Source organism: Amycolatopsis sp. NPDC051373, from assembly GCF_040689465.1.
GTDB lineage: Bacteria > Actinomycetota > Actinomycetes > Mycobacteriales > Pseudonocardiaceae > Amycolatopsis.
In genome coordinates, this window is record NZ_JBFBAE010000002.1 from 234,997 (window position 1) to 251,012 (window position 16,016).

The 16,016-nt window shown below is 71.0% G+C and carries 20 protein-coding genes and 1 pseudogene; 8 read left to right on the forward strand and 13 right to left on the reverse strand.

What is annotated here, in order from left to right; genetic code table 11:
• Positions 1–60: 60 nt before the first annotated feature.
• A complete protein-coding gene (locus tag AB0383_RS04655; RefSeq protein WP_364185879.1) occupies positions 61–381 on the reverse strand; it encodes a hypothetical protein in 321 nt (106 codons plus the stop codon).
• Between the two features lie 251 nt (positions 382–632).
• Here AB0383_RS04655 and AB0383_RS04660 point away from each other — a divergent pair, with 251 nt between their 5' ends.
• A complete protein-coding gene (locus AB0383_RS04660; protein WP_366185177.1) occupies positions 633–1,952 on the forward strand; it encodes a hypothetical protein in 1,320 nt (439 codons plus the stop codon).
• A 9-nt stretch (positions 1,953–1,961) separates the two neighbouring features.
• On the opposite strand, the gene AB0383_RS04665 is transcribed toward AB0383_RS04660, so the two are convergent.
• On the reverse strand, positions 1,962–2,222 hold the full coding sequence (locus AB0383_RS04665) for a glycoside hydrolase domain-containing protein (RefSeq protein WP_366185179.1): 261 nt from the start codon (positions 2,220–2,222) through the stop codon (positions 1,962–1,964).
• 3 nt (positions 2,223–2,225) lie between these two features.
• Here AB0383_RS04665 and AB0383_RS04670 point away from each other — a divergent pair, with 3 nt between their 5' ends.
• Positions 2,226–2,453: a hypothetical protein gene (locus tag AB0383_RS04670; RefSeq protein ID WP_364185884.1), complete on the forward strand. Its 228-nt coding sequence runs from the start codon at positions 2,226–2,228 to the stop codon at positions 2,451–2,453.
• A 60-nt stretch (positions 2,454–2,513) separates the two neighbouring features.
• Here the strand turns inward: AB0383_RS04670 and AB0383_RS04675 are convergent, their stop codons facing one another.
• The 4 genes from AB0383_RS04675 to AB0383_RS04690 are packed head-to-tail and all read right to left on the reverse strand — an operon-like array spanning position 2,514 to position 7,216.
• The gene (locus AB0383_RS04675) at positions 2,514–3,521 is read right to left on the reverse strand and encodes a LacI family DNA-binding transcriptional regulator (RefSeq protein ID WP_364185886.1); all 1,008 of its coding nucleotides are present in this window, start codon (positions 3,519–3,521) and stop codon (positions 2,514–2,516) included.
• 25 nt (positions 3,522–3,546) lie between these two features.
• Positions 3,547–4,980, reverse strand: coding sequence for an NAD-dependent succinate-semialdehyde dehydrogenase (locus AB0383_RS04680; protein WP_364185887.1), 1,434 nt, complete (start codon positions 4,978–4,980; stop codon positions 3,547–3,549).
• 9 nt (positions 4,981–4,989) lie between these two features.
• Positions 4,990–6,234, reverse strand: a complete 1,245-nt coding sequence (locus tag AB0383_RS04685) for a M24 family metallopeptidase (RefSeq protein ID WP_364185889.1) — start codon at positions 6,232–6,234, stop codon at positions 4,990–4,992.
• Positions 6,227–7,216, reverse strand: coding sequence for an NAD(P)-dependent oxidoreductase (locus tag AB0383_RS04690; protein WP_364185891.1), 990 nt, complete (start codon positions 7,214–7,216; stop codon positions 6,227–6,229). Before AB0383_RS04690 ends, AB0383_RS04685 begins: the two co-directional genes overlap by 8 nt.
• A gap of 205 nt (positions 7,217–7,421) precedes the next feature.
• Here AB0383_RS04690 and AB0383_RS04695 point away from each other — a divergent pair, with 205 nt between their 5' ends.
• Positions 7,422–8,240, forward strand: a complete 819-nt coding sequence (locus tag AB0383_RS04695) for an ABC transporter substrate-binding protein (RefSeq protein ID WP_364185993.1) — start codon at positions 7,422–7,424, stop codon at positions 8,238–8,240.
• Between the two features lie 17 nt (positions 8,241–8,257).
• Here the strand turns inward: AB0383_RS04695 and AB0383_RS04700 are convergent.
• Together AB0383_RS04700 and AB0383_RS04705 are read right to left on the reverse strand one after the other, a co-directional pair.
• A pseudogene (locus AB0383_RS04700) lies at positions 8,258–9,457 on the reverse strand (FAD-dependent oxidoreductase); the annotation flags it as partial.
• 246 nt (positions 9,458–9,703) lie between these two features.
• Positions 9,704–10,714: a sigma-70 family RNA polymerase sigma factor gene (locus tag AB0383_RS04705; protein ID WP_366185183.1), complete on the reverse strand. Its 1,011-nt coding sequence runs from the start codon at positions 10,712–10,714 to the stop codon at positions 9,704–9,706.
• A 130-nt stretch (positions 10,715–10,844) separates the two neighbouring features.
• Between AB0383_RS04705 and AB0383_RS04710 the strand changes: the two genes are divergently transcribed.
• Both AB0383_RS04710 and AB0383_RS04715 read left to right on the forward strand, forming a co-directional pair.
• On the forward strand, positions 10,845–11,411 hold the full coding sequence (locus AB0383_RS04710) for a dihydrofolate reductase family protein (RefSeq protein ID WP_364185895.1): 567 nt from the start codon (positions 10,845–10,847) through the stop codon (positions 11,409–11,411).
• Positions 11,412–11,474: 63 nt separating this feature from the next.
• A complete protein-coding gene (locus AB0383_RS04715; RefSeq protein ID WP_364185897.1) occupies positions 11,475–11,837 on the forward strand; it encodes a VOC family protein in 363 nt (120 codons plus the stop codon).
• A gap of 66 nt (positions 11,838–11,903) precedes the next feature.
• On the opposite strand, the gene cynS is transcribed toward AB0383_RS04715, so the two are convergent.
• From cynS to AB0383_RS04740, 5 genes are all read right to left on the reverse strand, one after another.
• Positions 11,904–12,350, reverse strand: a complete 447-nt coding sequence (gene cynS, locus AB0383_RS04720; RefSeq protein WP_364185899.1) for a cyanase — start codon at positions 12,348–12,350, stop codon at positions 11,904–11,906.
• Between the two features lie 119 nt (positions 12,351–12,469).
• Complete coding sequence (locus AB0383_RS04725; protein ID WP_364185901.1) at positions 12,470–12,655, reverse strand: hypothetical protein; 186 nt, start codon at positions 12,653–12,655, stop codon at positions 12,470–12,472.
• Complete coding sequence (locus AB0383_RS04730) at positions 12,624–13,322, reverse strand: alpha/beta fold hydrolase (RefSeq protein WP_364185903.1); 699 nt, start codon at positions 13,320–13,322, stop codon at positions 12,624–12,626. Before AB0383_RS04730 ends, AB0383_RS04725 begins: the two co-directional genes overlap by 32 nt.
• Before the next feature lie 30 nt (positions 13,323–13,352).
• Positions 13,353–13,574: a hypothetical protein gene (locus AB0383_RS04735; RefSeq protein WP_364185905.1), complete on the reverse strand. Its 222-nt coding sequence runs from the start codon at positions 13,572–13,574 to the stop codon at positions 13,353–13,355.
• 70 nt (positions 13,575–13,644) lie between these two features.
• Positions 13,645–14,562, reverse strand: coding sequence for a LysR substrate-binding domain-containing protein (locus AB0383_RS04740; RefSeq protein ID WP_366185187.1), 918 nt, complete (start codon positions 14,560–14,562; stop codon positions 13,645–13,647).
• A 79-nt stretch (positions 14,563–14,641) separates the two neighbouring features.
• On the opposite strand from AB0383_RS04740, the gene AB0383_RS04745 reads away from it, so the two are divergent.
• The 3 genes from AB0383_RS04745 (at position 14,642) to AB0383_RS04755 (ending at position 15,963) form a co-directional block, all read left to right on the forward strand.
• Positions 14,642–15,397, forward strand: a complete 756-nt coding sequence (locus AB0383_RS04745) for an SDR family oxidoreductase (protein WP_366185189.1) — start codon at positions 14,642–14,644, stop codon at positions 15,395–15,397.
• 141 nt (positions 15,398–15,538) lie between these two features.
• Positions 15,539–15,841: a TetR/AcrR family transcriptional regulator gene (locus tag AB0383_RS04750; RefSeq protein ID WP_364185911.1), complete on the forward strand. Its 303-nt coding sequence runs from the start codon at positions 15,539–15,541 to the stop codon at positions 15,839–15,841.
• Positions 15,835–15,963: a hypothetical protein gene (locus AB0383_RS04755; protein WP_364185912.1), complete on the forward strand. Its 129-nt coding sequence runs from the start codon at positions 15,835–15,837 to the stop codon at positions 15,961–15,963. The genes AB0383_RS04750 and AB0383_RS04755 overlap by 7 nt, the downstream gene beginning before the upstream one ends.
• Positions 15,964–16,016: the final 53 nt, after the last annotated feature.

Sequence of the window (16,016 nt, forward strand, 5' to 3'; positions counted from 1 at the left end):
AACCCTGGCCCGTCGACCGCGAACGCCTCCTCGACACACCGCCGAGGAGGCGGCACCGGGTCAATGGCCGTCGCGGGCGGGTGGGGCGACGGTGGTGATCGTGGTGGCGCGGGTCAGGGCGTAGGCGGCGAAGAGCGCGGGCAGGCCGAGTACGGCTAGCAGGAGCCAGGTGCTGGTGGCGTTGGCGATGACGGCCCACTGGACCGTGACGAGGAGGCCGGCGTTGAGCAGGACGCGGCCGGTCAGGGAGACCAGGCGGGTGCGGGTCCAGGAGGCCTCGGCGGCGGCCCTGGCACGGCGGGCGCCGGACCACCAAGCCCAGGAGAGTACGAACAGAAGGGCGCCGGCAACGAGGATTTGGGTGGGCGTGAGGGTGTTCATGGTTCACCCCGATCGGATTCGCGTGGTGGGCGAAGAATGGTCGACAGAAGGGGCTGAAACGCGTCGGTGGTGCCGATGCGGTGGCCCGTTCCGGCTTGCCTGACCAGGATGGCCTTGAACGCACCGGGGTCGCAAAGTTTCCGACCAAGTCCGATCAGCGCTGCTCAGCGGCACGATCTCGGCTTGGACCCGGGTGTCGGGCATCATGGCACAACGGCGGGCGCCGCGCCCGGGGTGAGGAGGGGCCGGCTGTGACGAGTGCGCCGTTCGGGGAGCCGCCTGCGCCCGGGAAGCCCGGGTCGCTGCCTGAGTTCGCGGTCCGCTTGCAGGCTTTGCGGGAGTGGTCGAGTGTGCGGCTGCGCGCGTTGCCGGCTCTGGTCGAAAAGGAAATGGCGGCGCGTGGGGTGCCGGCCGAAGCGGTCAGATGTGCGTACGGGACCGCGCGGGAGATTTTCCGCGACGAGCCCAAGCGGTACAACGAGGCGTTGCTCATCGACGTCATCCGGGCGTTGCTCAGGAAGGCGCATCCGTCGGCGGAGGCGCTCGAACGGCAGGTGGTGCTGTGGCGCGAGAGTTATCACCACGCCCGGCGGCGATCGCGGGAGAAGGCGGTGTTTCCCGGGTTCTCGATCGGGCCGCTCAGCACGGGTGTTCAGCTGCTGGAAGGCAACGGGGAACGGGAGATCGCGGAAAGTGATGTCCACGTTCTCGTCACGCCCCGAGCGGTGTCGGTTCCGCCGATTGTCGAACACATGAGAATCAAGCTCGCCAAAGAATACGAAGGCCGCAACGAAACCTGGCGCCAGTACAACTCGCCCTCACCACGCTACGCAGTCCACGATTTCGTGGTGAACCGCCGCGGCCACGAAGAACTCCCCGAGGTCACGATCCACTTCACTTACTCCGACTACCTCACTTTCCTTGCCACCCAGCAACTCGACGAACCCCTCCCCGGCGGCGACACCCTCCGCAGCCTCTACCTCGACGGCCGCGACCCCCAGGACACCCCGGACTTCATGCGCTCCAGCTTCGGCCTCAACGTCGCCGTCGTCACGGCCGACGGGTGGCTCGTCGTCGCGCGGCGCAGCGGGCGGGTCGGCGTGGGGAAAGGCGAGTGGAACTCCTCGGCCAACGAAGGGCTGCAACGGGAACTCGACGAGCGACACGGGCCGCCCAATCTCTTTCGCGCCGCCGAGCGCGGGCTCAAGGAAGAGCTGCGCCTCAGGCCCGATCACTACGACCTCAAGCTCCTCGCGTTCGCCGTCGTCACCTCGAACTCCCAGTGGTGCTGCCTGTTCCTGGCGAACCTCCGCACGATGACCCGGCGGCAGTTCGAGAACAACCTCGGCCGAGGCGTCCAGGACGCCTGGGAGCACCGGGGATTCGAGTACGTGGAGTTCGAGCCGCAGACGACGATCGAGTACCTGCTCCGACCCGACCGCCGCGACTCGTGGGCTCCCGCGGCACCGGTGTTGTTCTACCTGTCGCTGGTGCACGTCCACGGCGAGGAAGCCACGGACCGCGTCGTGGAAACGCTCGAAGCACAACAAGAAACGGGCGAGGACCACTAGCAGGGGCCCTCACGTCGGCGTGAGCGAAGGCGGCAACGCGGCCGCACCCCAGGACTGGTTCGGCGTCGCGCTCATGTGGAGTACCAGTTCGCCGCCCCGAATCACCTCGTCGTGGGTGATCCAGGCGCGGTGCAACGGCTTTCCGTTCAGCGTCGCCGACGTGATGTAGACGTTCGACGGCGAGTTGCCGATCGCGCGCACGGTGAACGTCCGGCCGCGGCCTGTCGTGAAGCGCGCGCGGTCGAAGACGGGGCTGCCGAGGATGTACACGCAATGTGGAGTACCAGTTCGCCGCCCCGAATCACCTCGTCGTGGCGCGATTACGTCGCACCGGTCGCCCGCTCTCTCGCGGAGACCGACATCCAGCCCGACGTCGCGTGGCCGGGGGGCGACGGTGCTCTGGCGACCAGCCCCGAACCTTTCCACCGTCGGCTGGGCTTCCGGCCGACCGGGCAACTGCACGAGGGCGAGGTGGTCGGCCGGATCGAGCTCGAAGCCTGACCTTCGGCGCCGAACTCCCGGTGCTACCGGGCTTTCGTTGCGCCGCAGCCGAAGCGGGCTTCAGCTCTTCGCCGCGGCCGTCGAGCCACGGCGAACCAAGTCGACCGGCAGCACCACGCGTTTGGCCGGCGCCGTCGGAGAAGCGATGTGTTCCAGCAGCAAGCGGGCGGCTTCGCGGCCGATGTCGTAGTGCGGGATGCGCACGGTGGTCAGCGACGGGCGCTGGCGGTCGACGAACGGCATGTCGTTGAAGCCCGTCACCGACACGTCGCCGGGGACGGTGCGGCCGAGCTCGTCGAGGGCGGAGTAGCAGCCGAGGGCGATGAGGTCGTTGCCGGCCAGCACCGCCGTCAGCGAGGGGTGCGCGGCGAGCAGGCGCAGGGTCGCGGCGTGGCCCGCGGTTTCGGTGAACGCGTCGGCGAACTCGACCGCCTCGGCTGCCGCGGCGAGGCCGGCGGACGTGGCGGCGTCGAGGTAGCCGCGGTAGCGCTCCCAGCCCGTGGACAGGTCGCGCGGACCGGCGACGTGGCCGATGCGCGTGTGGCCGAGGCCGGCGAGGTGCCGCACGAGCAGGTGGATGCCCGCGGCGTTGTCGGCGGTGACCGAAGGGATGCCGCCGTTGTCGGTGCGGCGGTTGACCAGCACCGTGGGCACCGAGGACTTCAGCTCGTCGGAGCGGCGGCTGGTGGCCAGGATGAACCCGTCGATCTGGCGGCCGCGCATGGCGGAGACCAATTCGCGTTCGCGGTCCGGGTCGCCGTCGGTGTTGCCGACGAGCGCCATGTACCCGGCGTCCCGCAGACCGTCCTCGATGCCGCGGACGATCGGCGGGAACACCGGGTTGCGCAGGTCCGGGATGATGACCCCGGCGACCGACGACGTGCGGGTGCGCAGACTGCGCGCGGCGGAGTTGGGCGCGTAGCCCAGTGCCCGGGCGGCCTCGGCGACCCGGTTCGCCGTCCGCGCGTTGACCATCCCGCGCGTGGCGGGGTTGAGCGCCCGGCTCGCGGTCGCGGCGTGCACCCCCGCCCGCTCGGCGACGTCCTTGATCGTCGGCGGCCTGTTCATCGTGCCAGCATAGAGTGACCGGGCGTCACCAAGAGACCGCGACGTACTTGGACTCGGTGTACTCCAGCAGCCCTTCGTGCCCGCCCTCGCGGCCGAGCCCGCTCTGCTTCACGCCGCCGAACGGAGCGGCCGGCTCGGAGACCAGGCCGCGGTTGAGCCCGACCATGCCCGACTCCAGTGCCTCCGAAAGCCGCAGGCCGCGGGCGAGATCACCGGTGTACACGTAGGACACCAGGCCGTGCTCGGTGTCGTTGGCCAGCCGGACGACCTCGTCCTCGCTGTCGAACGTGACGATCGGCGCCACCGGGCCGAAGATCTCCTCCGCGAGCACGGGCGCGCCCGCCGGGACGTCGGCCAGGACGGTCGCCGGGTAGTAGAACCCCGTGCCCTCCGGCCGTTTCCCGCCGACCAGCACGCGGGCGCCGGCGCCGACCGTGCCGTCGACCAGTTCGGTCACCTTGTCCACGGCGGCCTCGTTCACGAGCGGGCCGAGCTCGACCCCGGTGTCAGTGCCGGCCCCGACGCGCAGCGCGCCCATCCGCTCGGCCAGCCGCCGGCCGAACTCGGCGGCCACGCCGCGCTGCACGAAGAACCGGTTGGCGGCCGTGCAGGCCTGGCCGCCGTTGCGCATCTTGGCGACCATCGCGCCGTCCACCGCCGCGTCGAGGTCGGCGTCGTCGAAGACCAGGAACGGCGCGTTGCCGCCCAGCTCCATCGACGTGCTCACCACGGTGTCGGCCGCCTCGTGCAGCAGCGCGCGGCCGACCTCCGTCGACCCGGTGAACGACAGCTTCCGCACGCGCGCGTCGTGGACCATGGCCCCGACGACCTTGCCGGACCGCGTGGACGGCACCACGTTCACCGTGCCCGCCGGCGCGCCGGCCTCTTCGAGGATCGCGGCGATCGCGAGCGCGGTGAGCGGGGTCTCCGACGCCGGCTTCAGGATCACGGTGCAGCCGGCGCCGAGCGCGGGCGCGATCTTGCGCGTGGCCATCGCGGCCGGGAAGTTCCATGGCGTCACCAGCACGCTCACGCCGATCGGCTGCCGCAACACCAGGATGCGGTTGGCGCCGCCCGGCGCGGTCTGCACGGTGCCCGCCACGCGCACGGTTTCCTCGGCGTACCACCGAAAGAACTCGGCGGCGTAGTTCACCTCGCCGCGCGCGTCGGGCAGCGCCTTGCCGTTCTCACGCACAATCAGCTCGGCGAGCTCCTCGGCGCGGTCGTGCATGAGCGTGAACGCGCGGTGCAGCACGTCGGCCCGGGCTCGGGGCGCGGTCGCGCCCCACGCGGGCAACGCCGCGGCGGCGGCCGCGACGGCGGCCAGGCCGTCCTCGACGCTGCCGTTCGCGACCGTGGTGATGGGCTCGGCCGTGGCCGGGTCGATCACGGTGATGCGGGACCCGTCGGACGAGGGCCGCCACTCACCGCCGATGAACAACTCTTCGGGGACCTTCACGGTGACTCCTCAGTACGGGTTGGCGACGAACAGGTCCTGCGCCGGGAACTTCGTCAGCACCTCGACGCCGGTCTCGGTGACCACGACTTCCTCTTCGATGCGCGCGGCGGAGAACCCGTCGGTGGCCGGGCAGTAGGTCTCGAGCGCGAACACCATCCCGGGGCGGATCTCGACCGGGTTGCCGAGGCTGTTGAGCCGGGAGATGATCGGCCGTTCGTGCAGGCCAAGCCCGAGGCCGTGGCCGAACTGCAGGCCGAACGCGGCCATCTCGCTCGCGAAGCCGAACTCGGTCGCGGCGGGCCACACGCGGGCGACGTCGTCGGTCCCGATCCCCGGCTTCACGGCTTCGATCGCCGCGTCCATCCATTCGCGCGCCTGCCGGTAGGCGCCGCGCTGCACATCGGTGGCACTGCCGACGCTGAACGTGCGGTAGTAACACGTCCGATAGCCGTTGTAGGACTGGATGATGTCGAGGAACGCCTGATCGCCGGGCCGGATGAGCCGGTCGGAGAAGTTGTGCGGGTGCGGGTTGCACCGCTCCCCCGACACCGCGTTGATCGCCTCGACCGGGTCGGAACCCATTTCGTAGAGCCGTTTGTTGGCCAGCGCGACGATTTCGTTCTCGCGCGCGCCGGGCTTGAGCGCCTCGACGATGTCCTGGTACACGCCGTCGACCATCGCCGCCGCCTGCGAGAGCAACGTGATCTCGTCGGACGACTTGATCTCCCGCGCGTCGAGCATCGCCTGCTGCGCGTCGACCACCGTGAGGCCTTGGCGCTGCATCTCGAACAGGAACGGCGGCTCCACGATGTCCACGCCCACCGGCGAATCCGCGACGCCGGCCTGCGTGAGCAGGTCCTTGATCTGCGTGACGGCGTCACGCATCAGGCCCGCCTCGGGCGAGATCGCGCCGCGCAGGCCGAGCATGCCGGCGCGGCAGTTCTCCGGCTCGAGCCACGGCGAGTACAGCTGGTGGTGCTTCGCGGCGGAACCGAAGTCCCACAGCATCGGCTCGCCGTCGCGGGTCAGCAGCGCGTAGCGGGTCATCTTGTCGCCGAGCGCGCCGCCGATCCACGTCTGCGTGGTGTAGCGGATGTTGTAGAAGTCGAACAGCAGGAACGCACCGCACTCGCCCGCGTCGAGCGAGGCCCGTGCCCGGGCGAGGCGGTAGTCGCGCAGCCGCGCGAAATCCACGCGCTCCTCGAAGTCGACGGCGTTGTGGCCCGGGGCCGGGATCGGCCGCCCGTCAGACATCGGTGGGCTCCAGACCGTCGGAGACCTCGGCGTTCTCGGACACCAGCGTGATACCGGACCGGCGCGCCTGCTCCTCGATCAGCACGGCGAAGTCCTGCTCCACCAGTCCGGCGCCGATCGCACCGGCCACGATCTGCGCGGTCGCCGAAGCCACCGGCATCGGCGCGTCCAGCTCGCGCGCGGCGGCGAGGCCGAGGTCAAAGTCCTTGCGCAGCAACGGCATCGTGAACGTCGGCGTGAAGTCCAGGTTGACCAGCGCCGGCGTCTTGTAGCGGGAGAAGACCGAACCCATGACGGAGTCGTTGAGGAAGGTCATGAACGCCTCGCGCGTCACGCCGCCCTTCTCCGCCAGCACCGTGATCTCGGCCAGCGACTGGATCACCACGCCGAGGAAGACGTTGTGGCAGATCTTCACCAGCCGCGCCACCTCGTCCTCGCCGACGTAGGTCACGCCGCGGCCGAGGGTGTCGAGCATCGGGCGCACCTCGTCGAACACCGCGCGCGGCCCCGAGACGGCGAGCGTCAGCTTGCCCGAGCTCACGACCTTCGGGTTGCCGCTCACGGGCGCCGCCAGCAGCTCGGTGCCGCGCTTGGCCGCCTCCACGCGCACGGTGGCCGAGGCCTCGGCGGAGACCGTGGAGGAGTCGATCACGACCTTCGGCGCCTTCGCCGGGTCCGTGAACAGGCCGCCCTCACCCGAGGTCACGGTCTGCAGGTCGGCCGAGGCAGAGACCATGGTGAACACCACGTCCCGCCCGGCGAGGTCCACCGGCTGGTCCGCGACGGTCGCGCCGGCAGCGACCAGCTCTTCGGCCTTGGCCCGCGTGCGGTTGTAGACGGCGACGTCGTAGCCGGCCGCGAGCAGCCGGCGCACGAGCGCCGCACCCATGCGGCCGGCACCGATCCAGCCGATCGTGGGTCGGTCGGTCAGGGTCACCATGGTAGATACCTCCGAGTGTTTGCAATCGTTTGCAATCATCATGCGACGCCAGTTAGAATCCGTCAAGTAGTGAAAAGAAAGCCGAGCTGCGAACGTCCGCAGCCGGCAGCGCCGAAACGGCTGTGAGACTACGAAAGGCGGCACCGGGGTGCGTTCGATCCAGCTGGGCACGTTCAGCCCGTCGGTCCTCCTGTCGGTCGCCGCCGCCACCGGCGCGCTCTCCGAGGCCGGGCTCGAGGTCACGGAGGTGCCGGCGAAGACGTCGGCCCACCAGTTCGAGGACCTGTTCGAAGGCCGCCTCGACGCCGCGTTCACCAACCCGGACAACGTGCTGGCCTACCGCTGCGCCCCCGGCAACCCGCTCGGCCGGACCGGCGACGTGCGCGTCCTCGGAGCGGTCGACCGCGGCCTCGGGCTGGGCCTGTTCACCGCAACCGGCCTCGCCGTACCCGAGCGTGGCAGCCGGCTCGGCGTCGACGTGCCCGGTTCGGGCTTCGCGTTCATCGCGTTCGAGCTCCTGGCGCGCGCCGGCCTGGTCCGCGACACCGACTACGAGGTCGTCAGCCTCGGCTCCACCCCGAAACGCGCGCGGGCCCTGGTCGAGGGCGCCGTGGACACCACCGTGCTCAACGCCGGCAACGACCTCGTCGCCGAAGCCCAGGGTGCCCGGCGCGTCGCGTCGGTCACCGAGATCGGCCCGTACGCCGGGACTGTCCTGTGCGCCACCGCCGACGGGATCGCCGCGCACCGCGACGCACTCGCCGCCCTGCTCACGGTCACCTCGGCCGTGGCACGGGAGCTCGCGGCGGGCCGGCACCAGGAAGTCGCACTGGCCGCGGTGACCGACCGCCTCGGCCTCACCGGCACGAGCGCCGAGCGCCACCTGGCGATCCTCATCGATCCCGCGGTGGGCCTGGTCCCCGACGCCCGCCTGACCCGCGCCGAGCTCGACACCGTCGTCTCCCTGCGCAACCGGCACTCCCGCGCCGGGACGCCGGTCACCGCGGAGGAGGCACTGCGGAGCGGCCTCGTCGACTCCTCACTGCTTCCCCGATCCGGCGAATGACTGCGATCGCGGTCGAGGACGAACTTCATCACGCCGCGCGTCTCGCCGACGATCTTCGACCGCGGCATGGCGGCGATGTCGACCACGGCCTTCTCCACGACCTTCACCGGCAGCCCGCGCTCCACGGCCTCGCGTTCGGTGAGGCCCACGCGCGAGAGCGCCGGGCTCATGAACACCGTGTACGGAATGTACTTCCGGTCCTTTGTGGACCGCTTGCCGCCACCGAGGAGCTGGTCGGCCACGATGCGGTAGTCGTCGAGCCAGATGTAGGTGAACTGCGGGCCGCCGTTGACGTCGCCGATCGCGAAGATGTGCGGCTGGCTGGTGCGCAGGTGCTCGTCGACCTCGACGGCACCGGTCGCGGTGGTGCGCACGCCGGCGCGGGCGAGGCTCAGGCCCTCGGTGGCGGGCGTGCGCCCGGTCGCGGCCAGCACGTCGTCGGCCGCGAGCGTGTGCGGCTCGCCGTCGATCTCGTAGGTGATCTCCACCCCGTTGTCGATGTCGCGTACGCCGGTCACGTGGGCGTCGGAGACGAACTCGACCCCGGCCCCGCGCAGGATGCCGGTGGCCGCCGCGGCGATGTCCTCGTCCTCGCGGGGCATGATCCGCGGCGCGGCGTCGAGCACCGTGACAGCGCTGCCGAACTGGGCGTAGGTCGAGGCGAACTCCACGCCCACGTACCCGCCGCCGAGGATCGCGAGGCGCTGGGGCAGGTGGTCGAGGTCGATCAGGTCGGTGCTGGTCAGCAGCCGGGTGCTCTCGCGCAGGCCCGGGATGGCCGGGACCGTCGGCACGGCGCCGGTGTTGATCACGATCGTCTCCGCCGTCACGCGCAGGACGTCCTCCCCCGCGGCGACCCGCATGGTCTTGGGGTCGAGAAACGTCGCCTTGCCGGTGATCACGGTGACGGTGTCGATCGTGTCGAGCATGGCGAAGTTCTTGCCCCGCATCGCAGTGGTGAGCGCGCGCGTGGCCTCGACCGCCCTGCGGTGGCGCTCGGGCGGGGTGCCGGTGCCGGGGTGCTCGGCGTGGTGGACGAGCGACTTGGTGGGCACGCAGCCGATGTTGATGCAGGTGCCGCCGTACATCGCCGCGGACTGCTCGATCATCGCGACGCGCTTGCCGAGCTTCCCCAGCGCCGCGGCCAGCGTCTTGCCGCCCTTGCCGAAGCCGATGACCACCAGGTCGAAGTGCATGTCGTCCATACGGTCCAGCATTCGCCTCCCGAAGAGGCTCGACTACGCATGAAAAGATCAATTTTCGCCGTGCCCCAGTCCTTGTAGAAGATCTCGGTGCCGTCGGCGGTGGTGATCGTCGGCATGGGTGGTCTCCGTTCGTTCGGCGGCCCGGCTTCCGGGCCCGCCCTGGTTGACGGGGACCATCGTCGCCGGACCGGGACCGGCACAGCGCCAGACAGATGACTGTGCCGGTGACGGTGACCGTCCGCTCAGGGCCGCCCCGGCCTACCGGCCCGGGAGCGAACGCGGGAGCCCGAACGCCGGGAACACGCTGTTCTCGAAGCGGCTCATCGCGCAGATCCGGTCACCTCTCAGAGTCAGGACGTAGAGGCCGGTGCCGTGGCGGACGCCGTCCGGGGTGCGCAGGTACGCGCCGAACGCGGGCTGGCCGTTGGCGCGCGTCGGCACAAGGTCGAAGCGGCGGCCCGCGCCGAACAGGCTCGCACAGAAGTGTGCCACGACGTCGCGGCCTTCGTACTCGAAAGGCAGCGGCGGCATCGACATGAACGCGTCGTCGGTCAGCAGCGTCACCAGCGCGTCGATGTCGGCGGCCTCGTACGCGCTGACGAACCTCGCCACGAGCGCGTCCTCGGCGGGCGAGCCGGCGGCGGGAGCGGGTTCGGTGACGGCCGGCCGCCGGCGAGGCAGGCCGGCGCGCGCTCGTTTCAGGGCGCTCTTGACCGAGTCGACGGTCGTGTCCAGCATGCCGGCCACCTCGGCGGCGGGGAACCCGAGCACGTCACGCAGGATCAGGACGGCCAGCTGGCGCGGCGGCAATGCCTGCAGGGCGGTCACGAAGGCCAGGGAGATCGACTCGGTCTGGTCGTAGCGGGCTTCCGGGCCGAGCGGCACGGCGATCGCGCCTTCGAGGAGGGCGTCGGGGTACGGCTCGAGCCACACGACCTCGCCGAGCCGCGTGGGTTCCGGCGGTTCGACGCCGGGGATGTCCCATTCCTTGGCCGGGCGGCGCTTGGCCGCGCGCAGGGCGCTGAGGCACCGGTTGGTGGCGATCCGGTAGAGCCAGGTGCGGATCGAGGCGCGGCCGTCGAACCCGCTCAGGCCCCGCCAGGCGGACAGCAGCGTGTCCTGCAGCGCGTCCTCGGCGTCCTGGAACGAGCCGAGCATCCGGTAACAGTGCACCTGCAGCTCGCGGCGGTGCGGTTCGGTCAGCGCCCGGAAAGCCTCGCCGTCGCCGCCCCGCGCCCGGCTGATCAGGTCGGTCCTCGCCCGTTCCATGGCCACCTCTCTCCGGTCGGCGTTCTCATCCTGTCTCGACGCCGGCCGGGGCGTGAAGGGGGCGGTGCGCCTCTTTTCCGGATCCCGCGGCGTCGGTATCCCCGACAGCCGAGAACAAGGGAGAACGGCCATGGGAAAGATCGTCATCAGTGAGAACGTCTCGCTCGACGGAGTCATCCAGGATCCGACCGGCGAAGACGGCCTCGGGCGCGGCAGCTGGTTCAAGTGCGTCGGGGACGCGGACCGGGAAGCGTGGGCGAAGGTCGAGTTCGAAGAGGCGGTGAGCGCCGCCGCCCTGCTGATGGGGCGACGCACCTACGCGTGGTTCGTCGCGCGGGGCTGGGGGTCCCGCGACGGCGCCTGGGCCGACCGGTTGCGCGAGCTGCCGAAGTACGTCGTCTCGTCCTCGGCCCTCGACGGTCCGGAGTGGACCAACTCCACGGTCCTGAAGGCCGAGGAAGTCCCGAATCTCAAACAGGAGGTGGACGGAGACGTCGTCGTCTACGGCAGCGGCCTGCTGGCGCACGCACTGGCCGGGCATGACCTCGTCGACGAGCTGCGCCTGATGACCTACCCGGTCGTGATCGGCGCGGGCGAACGGCTCTTCGGCGAGACGAGCGGGGTGAAACCGATGCGGCTCGTGGCCACGAGGACCGTCGGTGAAAGCCTCGTTCACCTCACCTACCGGCCGGCCTGACGTTTTTGTCGGTGGTAGCGAACAGAATGGGCGAAGCCACTTGAGCCGACCGGGAGGATCGTCATGGCTTCCACGCACCATCGCCTGGACTACACGGAGTTCGGCGTGACCGACCTCGACCGCGCGACGGCGTTCTACCGCGACGCGTTCGGCTGGGGCTTCAACGCCTACGGGCCCGGGTACGCCGGCATCCGGGCCGATCCGGGCGAGGCGTACCCGGAGGTCGGCGGCTTCCGCGTCGACGACGCGATCGCCCCGGGCGGGCCGCTGTGCATCCTGTATTCGGACGACCTGGGTGCGAGCGAAACATCCGTCGTCGCGGCGGGCGGCACGATCGTCGAACCGGCCTACGACTTCCCGGGCGGGCGGCGGTTCCACTTCCGGGATCCGGAAGGCAACGTGCTCGCCGTGTGGTCGGCTTCGTAGCTTCACGGCGCCGGATCGCCTTGCCCGTGCCGGGGCAAGGCGGGTCCGGTCACGCCCGCGCGGCGCTCAGCCCCACTGGTACTTGAGGAACTTCCCGTCGAGCGTCACGACCACGCGCTCGCCACCCGGGTCCTCGCGGCGGCCGACGTCGATCTTGAAGTTGATCGCGCTCATGATGCCGTCGCCGAACTGCTCGTGGATCAGTTCCTTGATGGTGGGGCCGTACACCTGCAGGACCTCGTAGAAGCGGTAGATGGTCGGGTCGGTCGGCACGGCCTCCTCGAGCGCGCCGCGCGTCGGCTGGAGCTGCAGCGCCTGCGCGACGTCCTCGCCCAGCTCCAGGATCGCGACGGCCTTCCCGGCTTTGTCCGCGGGAACCGGGTGCTGCCCGAGCAGCGCCGACGTCGTCCACGCCAAGGGGGCGTCGAGGGCGTCGGCGATTTCGGCCCAGGTGAGCCCCAGCCGGACCTTGGCCTCGAGCACCGCGTCAGCGGCCTGCTTCTTGGTGGTCATGCGATCGAGCGTAAGGGCCCGATCGCGCGGGAGCCATCAGTTCTTGTTTCGTGCTCACTGTCTTTTTCCATGAGCCCATAGGATCGGTGTATCAAGCCCGTAACCGAATTGCACCGTCCTCAGGCCGGTTCGCCCGGCACCAGGTCGGTGACGCGGTCCGGTTGCTGGTGACCGGCTTCGCGCACGACTGCGAACGTCGCGCCCTCGTCGTTTTCGCCGGCGAACGACGCCGCGTAGGCACGACCGTAAGCGAGGTCGACGATTCCGTCGCTCTCACCCCAGACGACGGCCACCGGCAGGCGCACCGATTCGAGCCGAGCGCGCAGTTCGGGGTCGGCTTCGCCGAGATGTCGGTGATCGGCTGCCCGTCGACGGTGTGCCGACCACGTTCAGGAGCACGACCCGCTGCGTGCCGGCCACTTGTTCGTCGACACCCATCTGCACGGCGATCCAGCCACCCAGCGAGTTGCCGACGACGAGGACGTCCTCGAGGTCGAGCTTCGCCGGCAGCTGCCGGAAAAGGTGCGCCAGAGCGGGTACGTCGTGAACGCCGTCGACCGGCGGTGTCTCGTCGAACCCGGGCAGGACCGGGGCGAGAACCCGCGCGCCCCGCCCGGCGAGCGCGGTGGTGAGGCCGGAGACGGAAGCCGGGCCGGCACCGCCGTGGAGCGGCAGGACCGGACACCCGGTACCGCGGTCCTCAACCCGGACCGTGCCGTCGCAGAGCCGGACCTCCCTGGTCTCCGAGGGGGGCCGGGGTCGTCGCCGGCGTAGGTGGTCGCGAGTCCGTGCGGGTACCGCGCCATGATCTCGACGGTCTCGTCGGCGGTCACCGGCCGTCCCGCCCGCGTGGCGAACTCGCGCAGGTCGCGGAAGTACCGAACGTACAGTCCGGGGTGAACGTGTTGGCACGACCGCGGGCTCGTCGCCCGGGTTCGCGAACGCATGCGGCGCGCCCGGCGGCACCAGCACGAGGCTGCCGGCCGGAGCGTCATGGGTCTGCTAACCCACGGTGAACTGGACCGTCCCGTGCACGACGTAAAACCCCTCGTCGTGATGCACGTGGCGGTGCTGCGGCGGTCCGTCGACGTGCGGGGCCACCACGATCTCGGCGAGCCCCAGCCGGTGGCCAGTGGTGCTGCCGTCCTCCAGGATCCGCAGCTGGATCGGCACCGTGAGGGCGACCTCGCCCTCGTCCGGCCCCACGATCTTGACGCGGGCCATGAACTCCCCTCGTGAGAGTCAACTTTCACGACGACGGCAGACCCTCACTTGAGCTTCGTGCAAGTCCCTCTCACGAAGCCGCGCGGCCGGTGCGAAGGTCGTCGCCTACCTGGCGCAAGGCGGCGACCACACCCTCGGCTTCCGCGCCGCGCATCGGCGGGAACACGGCGATCGTCCGGCGGCCCGGCCAGTTCGGGTCGTCGACGCCGACGGTGACCACGCCGGCCGGGATGGACAGGGCAGCGACCTCGGGCATCAGGCACACGCCCAGCCCGGCGGCGACCAGGCCGAGCCGCGCCAGCCAGCCGCGCACGGCGTGGCCGATCACGGGCTCGGTGAGCGTCGGCCAGGCACGGAACTGCGGGTCGTCACCGCCGCCCGGGCCGGCGATCCAGGCCTCGCCCGCGAGCTCGGCCACGGGGACCACGTCGACGCCGGCCAGCCGATGACCGGAAGGCACCGCGACACACAGACCGCCGGCCGACACGAGCTCGTGGTCGAGCCCGGCCAGGTCGTAGTCCGGCAGCCCGGCGCCCACGCCGAGCACGGCCACGTCCAGCCGCCGGGCGCGCAGGTGCCGCAGCAGCGTGGGCGTCGCCGCTTCGGTCAGCGCCACCTCCAGGCCCGGGTGCTCGCTGCGCAGCCGCGCGACGGCCCGGGGCACGAGCACGGCCGTCGCCGACGGGTACGCACCCAGCCGGACGCGGCCGGCGAGCCGGTCGTCCAGGCCCGCGAGGTCCTGTTCCAGCGCCCGCATCCCGGCCAGGATCCGCCCCGCGTGCTCGACCACGACGGCGCCGGCCGCGCTGACCCGCACGCCGCGTCCCTCGCGGACGAACAGCGCCTGCCCGGCCGCCGCCTCCATCGCGGCCACCTGGCGCGAGATCGCCGGCTGCGAGTACCCCAGCAGCCGCGCGGCGGCGGTGAACGATCCGCTCAACGCGATCTCCCGGACGACCCGCAATCCCGCCACGGTCAGCTCACTCATGCACAAACCGTATCGCTACGATCCAGAACTCTCATCGCCCGTATGGATTTTTCGCTCCGCACAACGGGTTCTCCCCAGCATGGACACCACACCGAACAGCAAGACCTGGTTCGTGACCGGAGCGTCGCGCGGGATGGGCCGCGAGCTCGTGGAGCAGGTGCTCGCACGCGGCGACCGCGTCGCGGCCACCCTTCGCCGCCCGGAGCAGCTCGACGACCTCGCCGCCCGCCACGGCGAACGCCTGTGGGTACGCGCGCTGGACGTCACGGACACCGCGCAACTGCGCGCTGTCGTCGACGAAGCGTTCGCCGCGTTCGGGCGCATCGACGTGGTCGTTTCCAACGCCGGCTACGGCGTGTTCGCCACCGCCGAGGACCTCACCGACGCGCAGATCGACCGCATGATCGCCACCAACCTCACCGGCTCGATCCAGCTCGCCCGCGCGGTCGTGCCGCACCTGCGCGCCCAGGGCGGCGGCCGGCTGCTGCAGCTGTCGAGCATGGGCGGACACCTCGCGTTCCCCGCGTTTTCGCTCTACCACACCACGAAATGGGCCATCGAAGGATTCTTCGAGGCGCTGGCCGAGGAGGTTGCGCCGTTCGGCATCGACACCACGCTGATCGAGCCAGGCATGGTCCGCACGGGCTTCTTCGACGCCGCCGACCGCGTGCCGGTCAGCGCCCCGTACCGCGGCGGGCCGGCCGACCAGGAGCCGATCCCCGTGTCGGAGATGACGAACAGTCAGGAGAACACGATCGCCGCCGTCGTGCGCGCGGCGGTTTCGGCGCACCGCCGCGCCGCCTCGTGCTGGGTTCGGACGCCTGGCAGCTCATGACCACCGCGCTGCGGCAGCGGCTGGCCGACGTCGAATCCCAGCACGCCAACGCCGCCACGGCCGACGCCGTGCCCGCGCGCCGCTGACCCGGCTCCTGCAAGTCCGCTCTCGTCATGAGAGCGGACTTGCTACCGCGGCCGGATGCTGAACCCGGACGCCGGCGGCCGCGTGAACCCGAAGCGGCGCACCCGCACCGCGATCCTCGCCGCCGCCACCGACCTGGTCCGCGCCGGCCACGCGGTGACCATGCCGGACGTCGCGAAAGCCGCCCAGGTCTCCGAGGCCACCGCCTACCGCTACTTCCCGGACCTGGCCAGCCTGATGCGGGAAACCGTCGCGGAGACCCTGTTGGACCCGGCCGAGGCCCTGGCGCCGGTCGCCGACTCAGCCGACCCGTCGTCCGGATCGCCACCGCGACCGAGCACCTCCTGCGCCACGTGCTGACCCACGAAGGCGCCGTGCGCGCCATCATCGCGGCCACCGTCACGCGCCCGGCCGACGCCACCGCCCGCCCGGGTCTGCGCTTCGCCTCATCGACCACGCGCTCGCCCCGCCGGCGCAGTTGAAGGACCTTTCCCCCGCGGCCCTGGCCCAGCTCAAACGCGACCTCGCCGTCGTG

Coding starts and splice junctions, on each gene's coding strand:
- AB0383_RS04655 (WP_364185879.1), bottom strand. CDS start 381: ATGAACACCCTCACGCCCACCCAAATCCTCGTTGCCGGCGCCCTTCTG.
- AB0383_RS04670 (WP_364185884.1), top strand. CDS start 2,226: ATGTGGAGTACCAGTTCGCCGCCCCGAATCACCTCGTCGTGGCGCGAT.
- AB0383_RS04675 (WP_364185886.1), bottom strand. CDS start 3,521: ATGAACAGGCCGCCGACGATCAAGGACGTCGCCGAGCGGGCGGGGGTG.
- AB0383_RS04685 (WP_364185889.1), bottom strand. CDS start 6,234: ATGTCTGACGGGCGGCCGATCCCGGCCCCGGGCCACAACGCCGTCGAC.
- AB0383_RS04690 (WP_364185891.1), bottom strand. CDS start 7,216: ATGATGATTGCAAACGATTGCAAACACTCGGAGGTATCTACCATGGTG.
- AB0383_RS04705 (WP_366185183.1), bottom strand. CDS start 10,714: ATGGAACGGGCGAGGACCGACCTGATCAGCCGGGCGCGGGGCGGCGAC.
- AB0383_RS04710 (WP_364185895.1), top strand. CDS start 10,845: ATGGGAAAGATCGTCATCAGTGAGAACGTCTCGCTCGACGGAGTCATC.
- AB0383_RS04715 (WP_364185897.1), top strand. CDS start 11,475: ATGGCTTCCACGCACCATCGCCTGGACTACACGGAGTTCGGCGTGACC.
- cynS (WP_364185899.1), bottom strand. CDS start 12,350: ATGACCACCAAGAAGCAGGCCGCTGACGCGGTGCTCGAGGCCAAGGTC.
- AB0383_RS04735 (WP_364185905.1), bottom strand. CDS start 13,574: ATGGCCCGCGTCAAGATCGTGGGGCCGGACGAGGGCGAGGTCGCCCTC.
- AB0383_RS04740 (WP_366185187.1), bottom strand. CDS start 14,562: ATGAGTGAGCTGACCGTGGCGGGATTGCGGGTCGTCCGGGAGATCGCG.
- AB0383_RS04745 (WP_366185189.1), top strand. CDS start 14,642: ATGGACACCACACCGAACAGCAAGACCTGGTTCGTGACCGGAGCGTCG.
- AB0383_RS04750 (WP_364185911.1), top strand. CDS start 15,539: ATGCTGAACCCGGACGCCGGCGGCCGCGTGAACCCGAAGCGGCGCACC.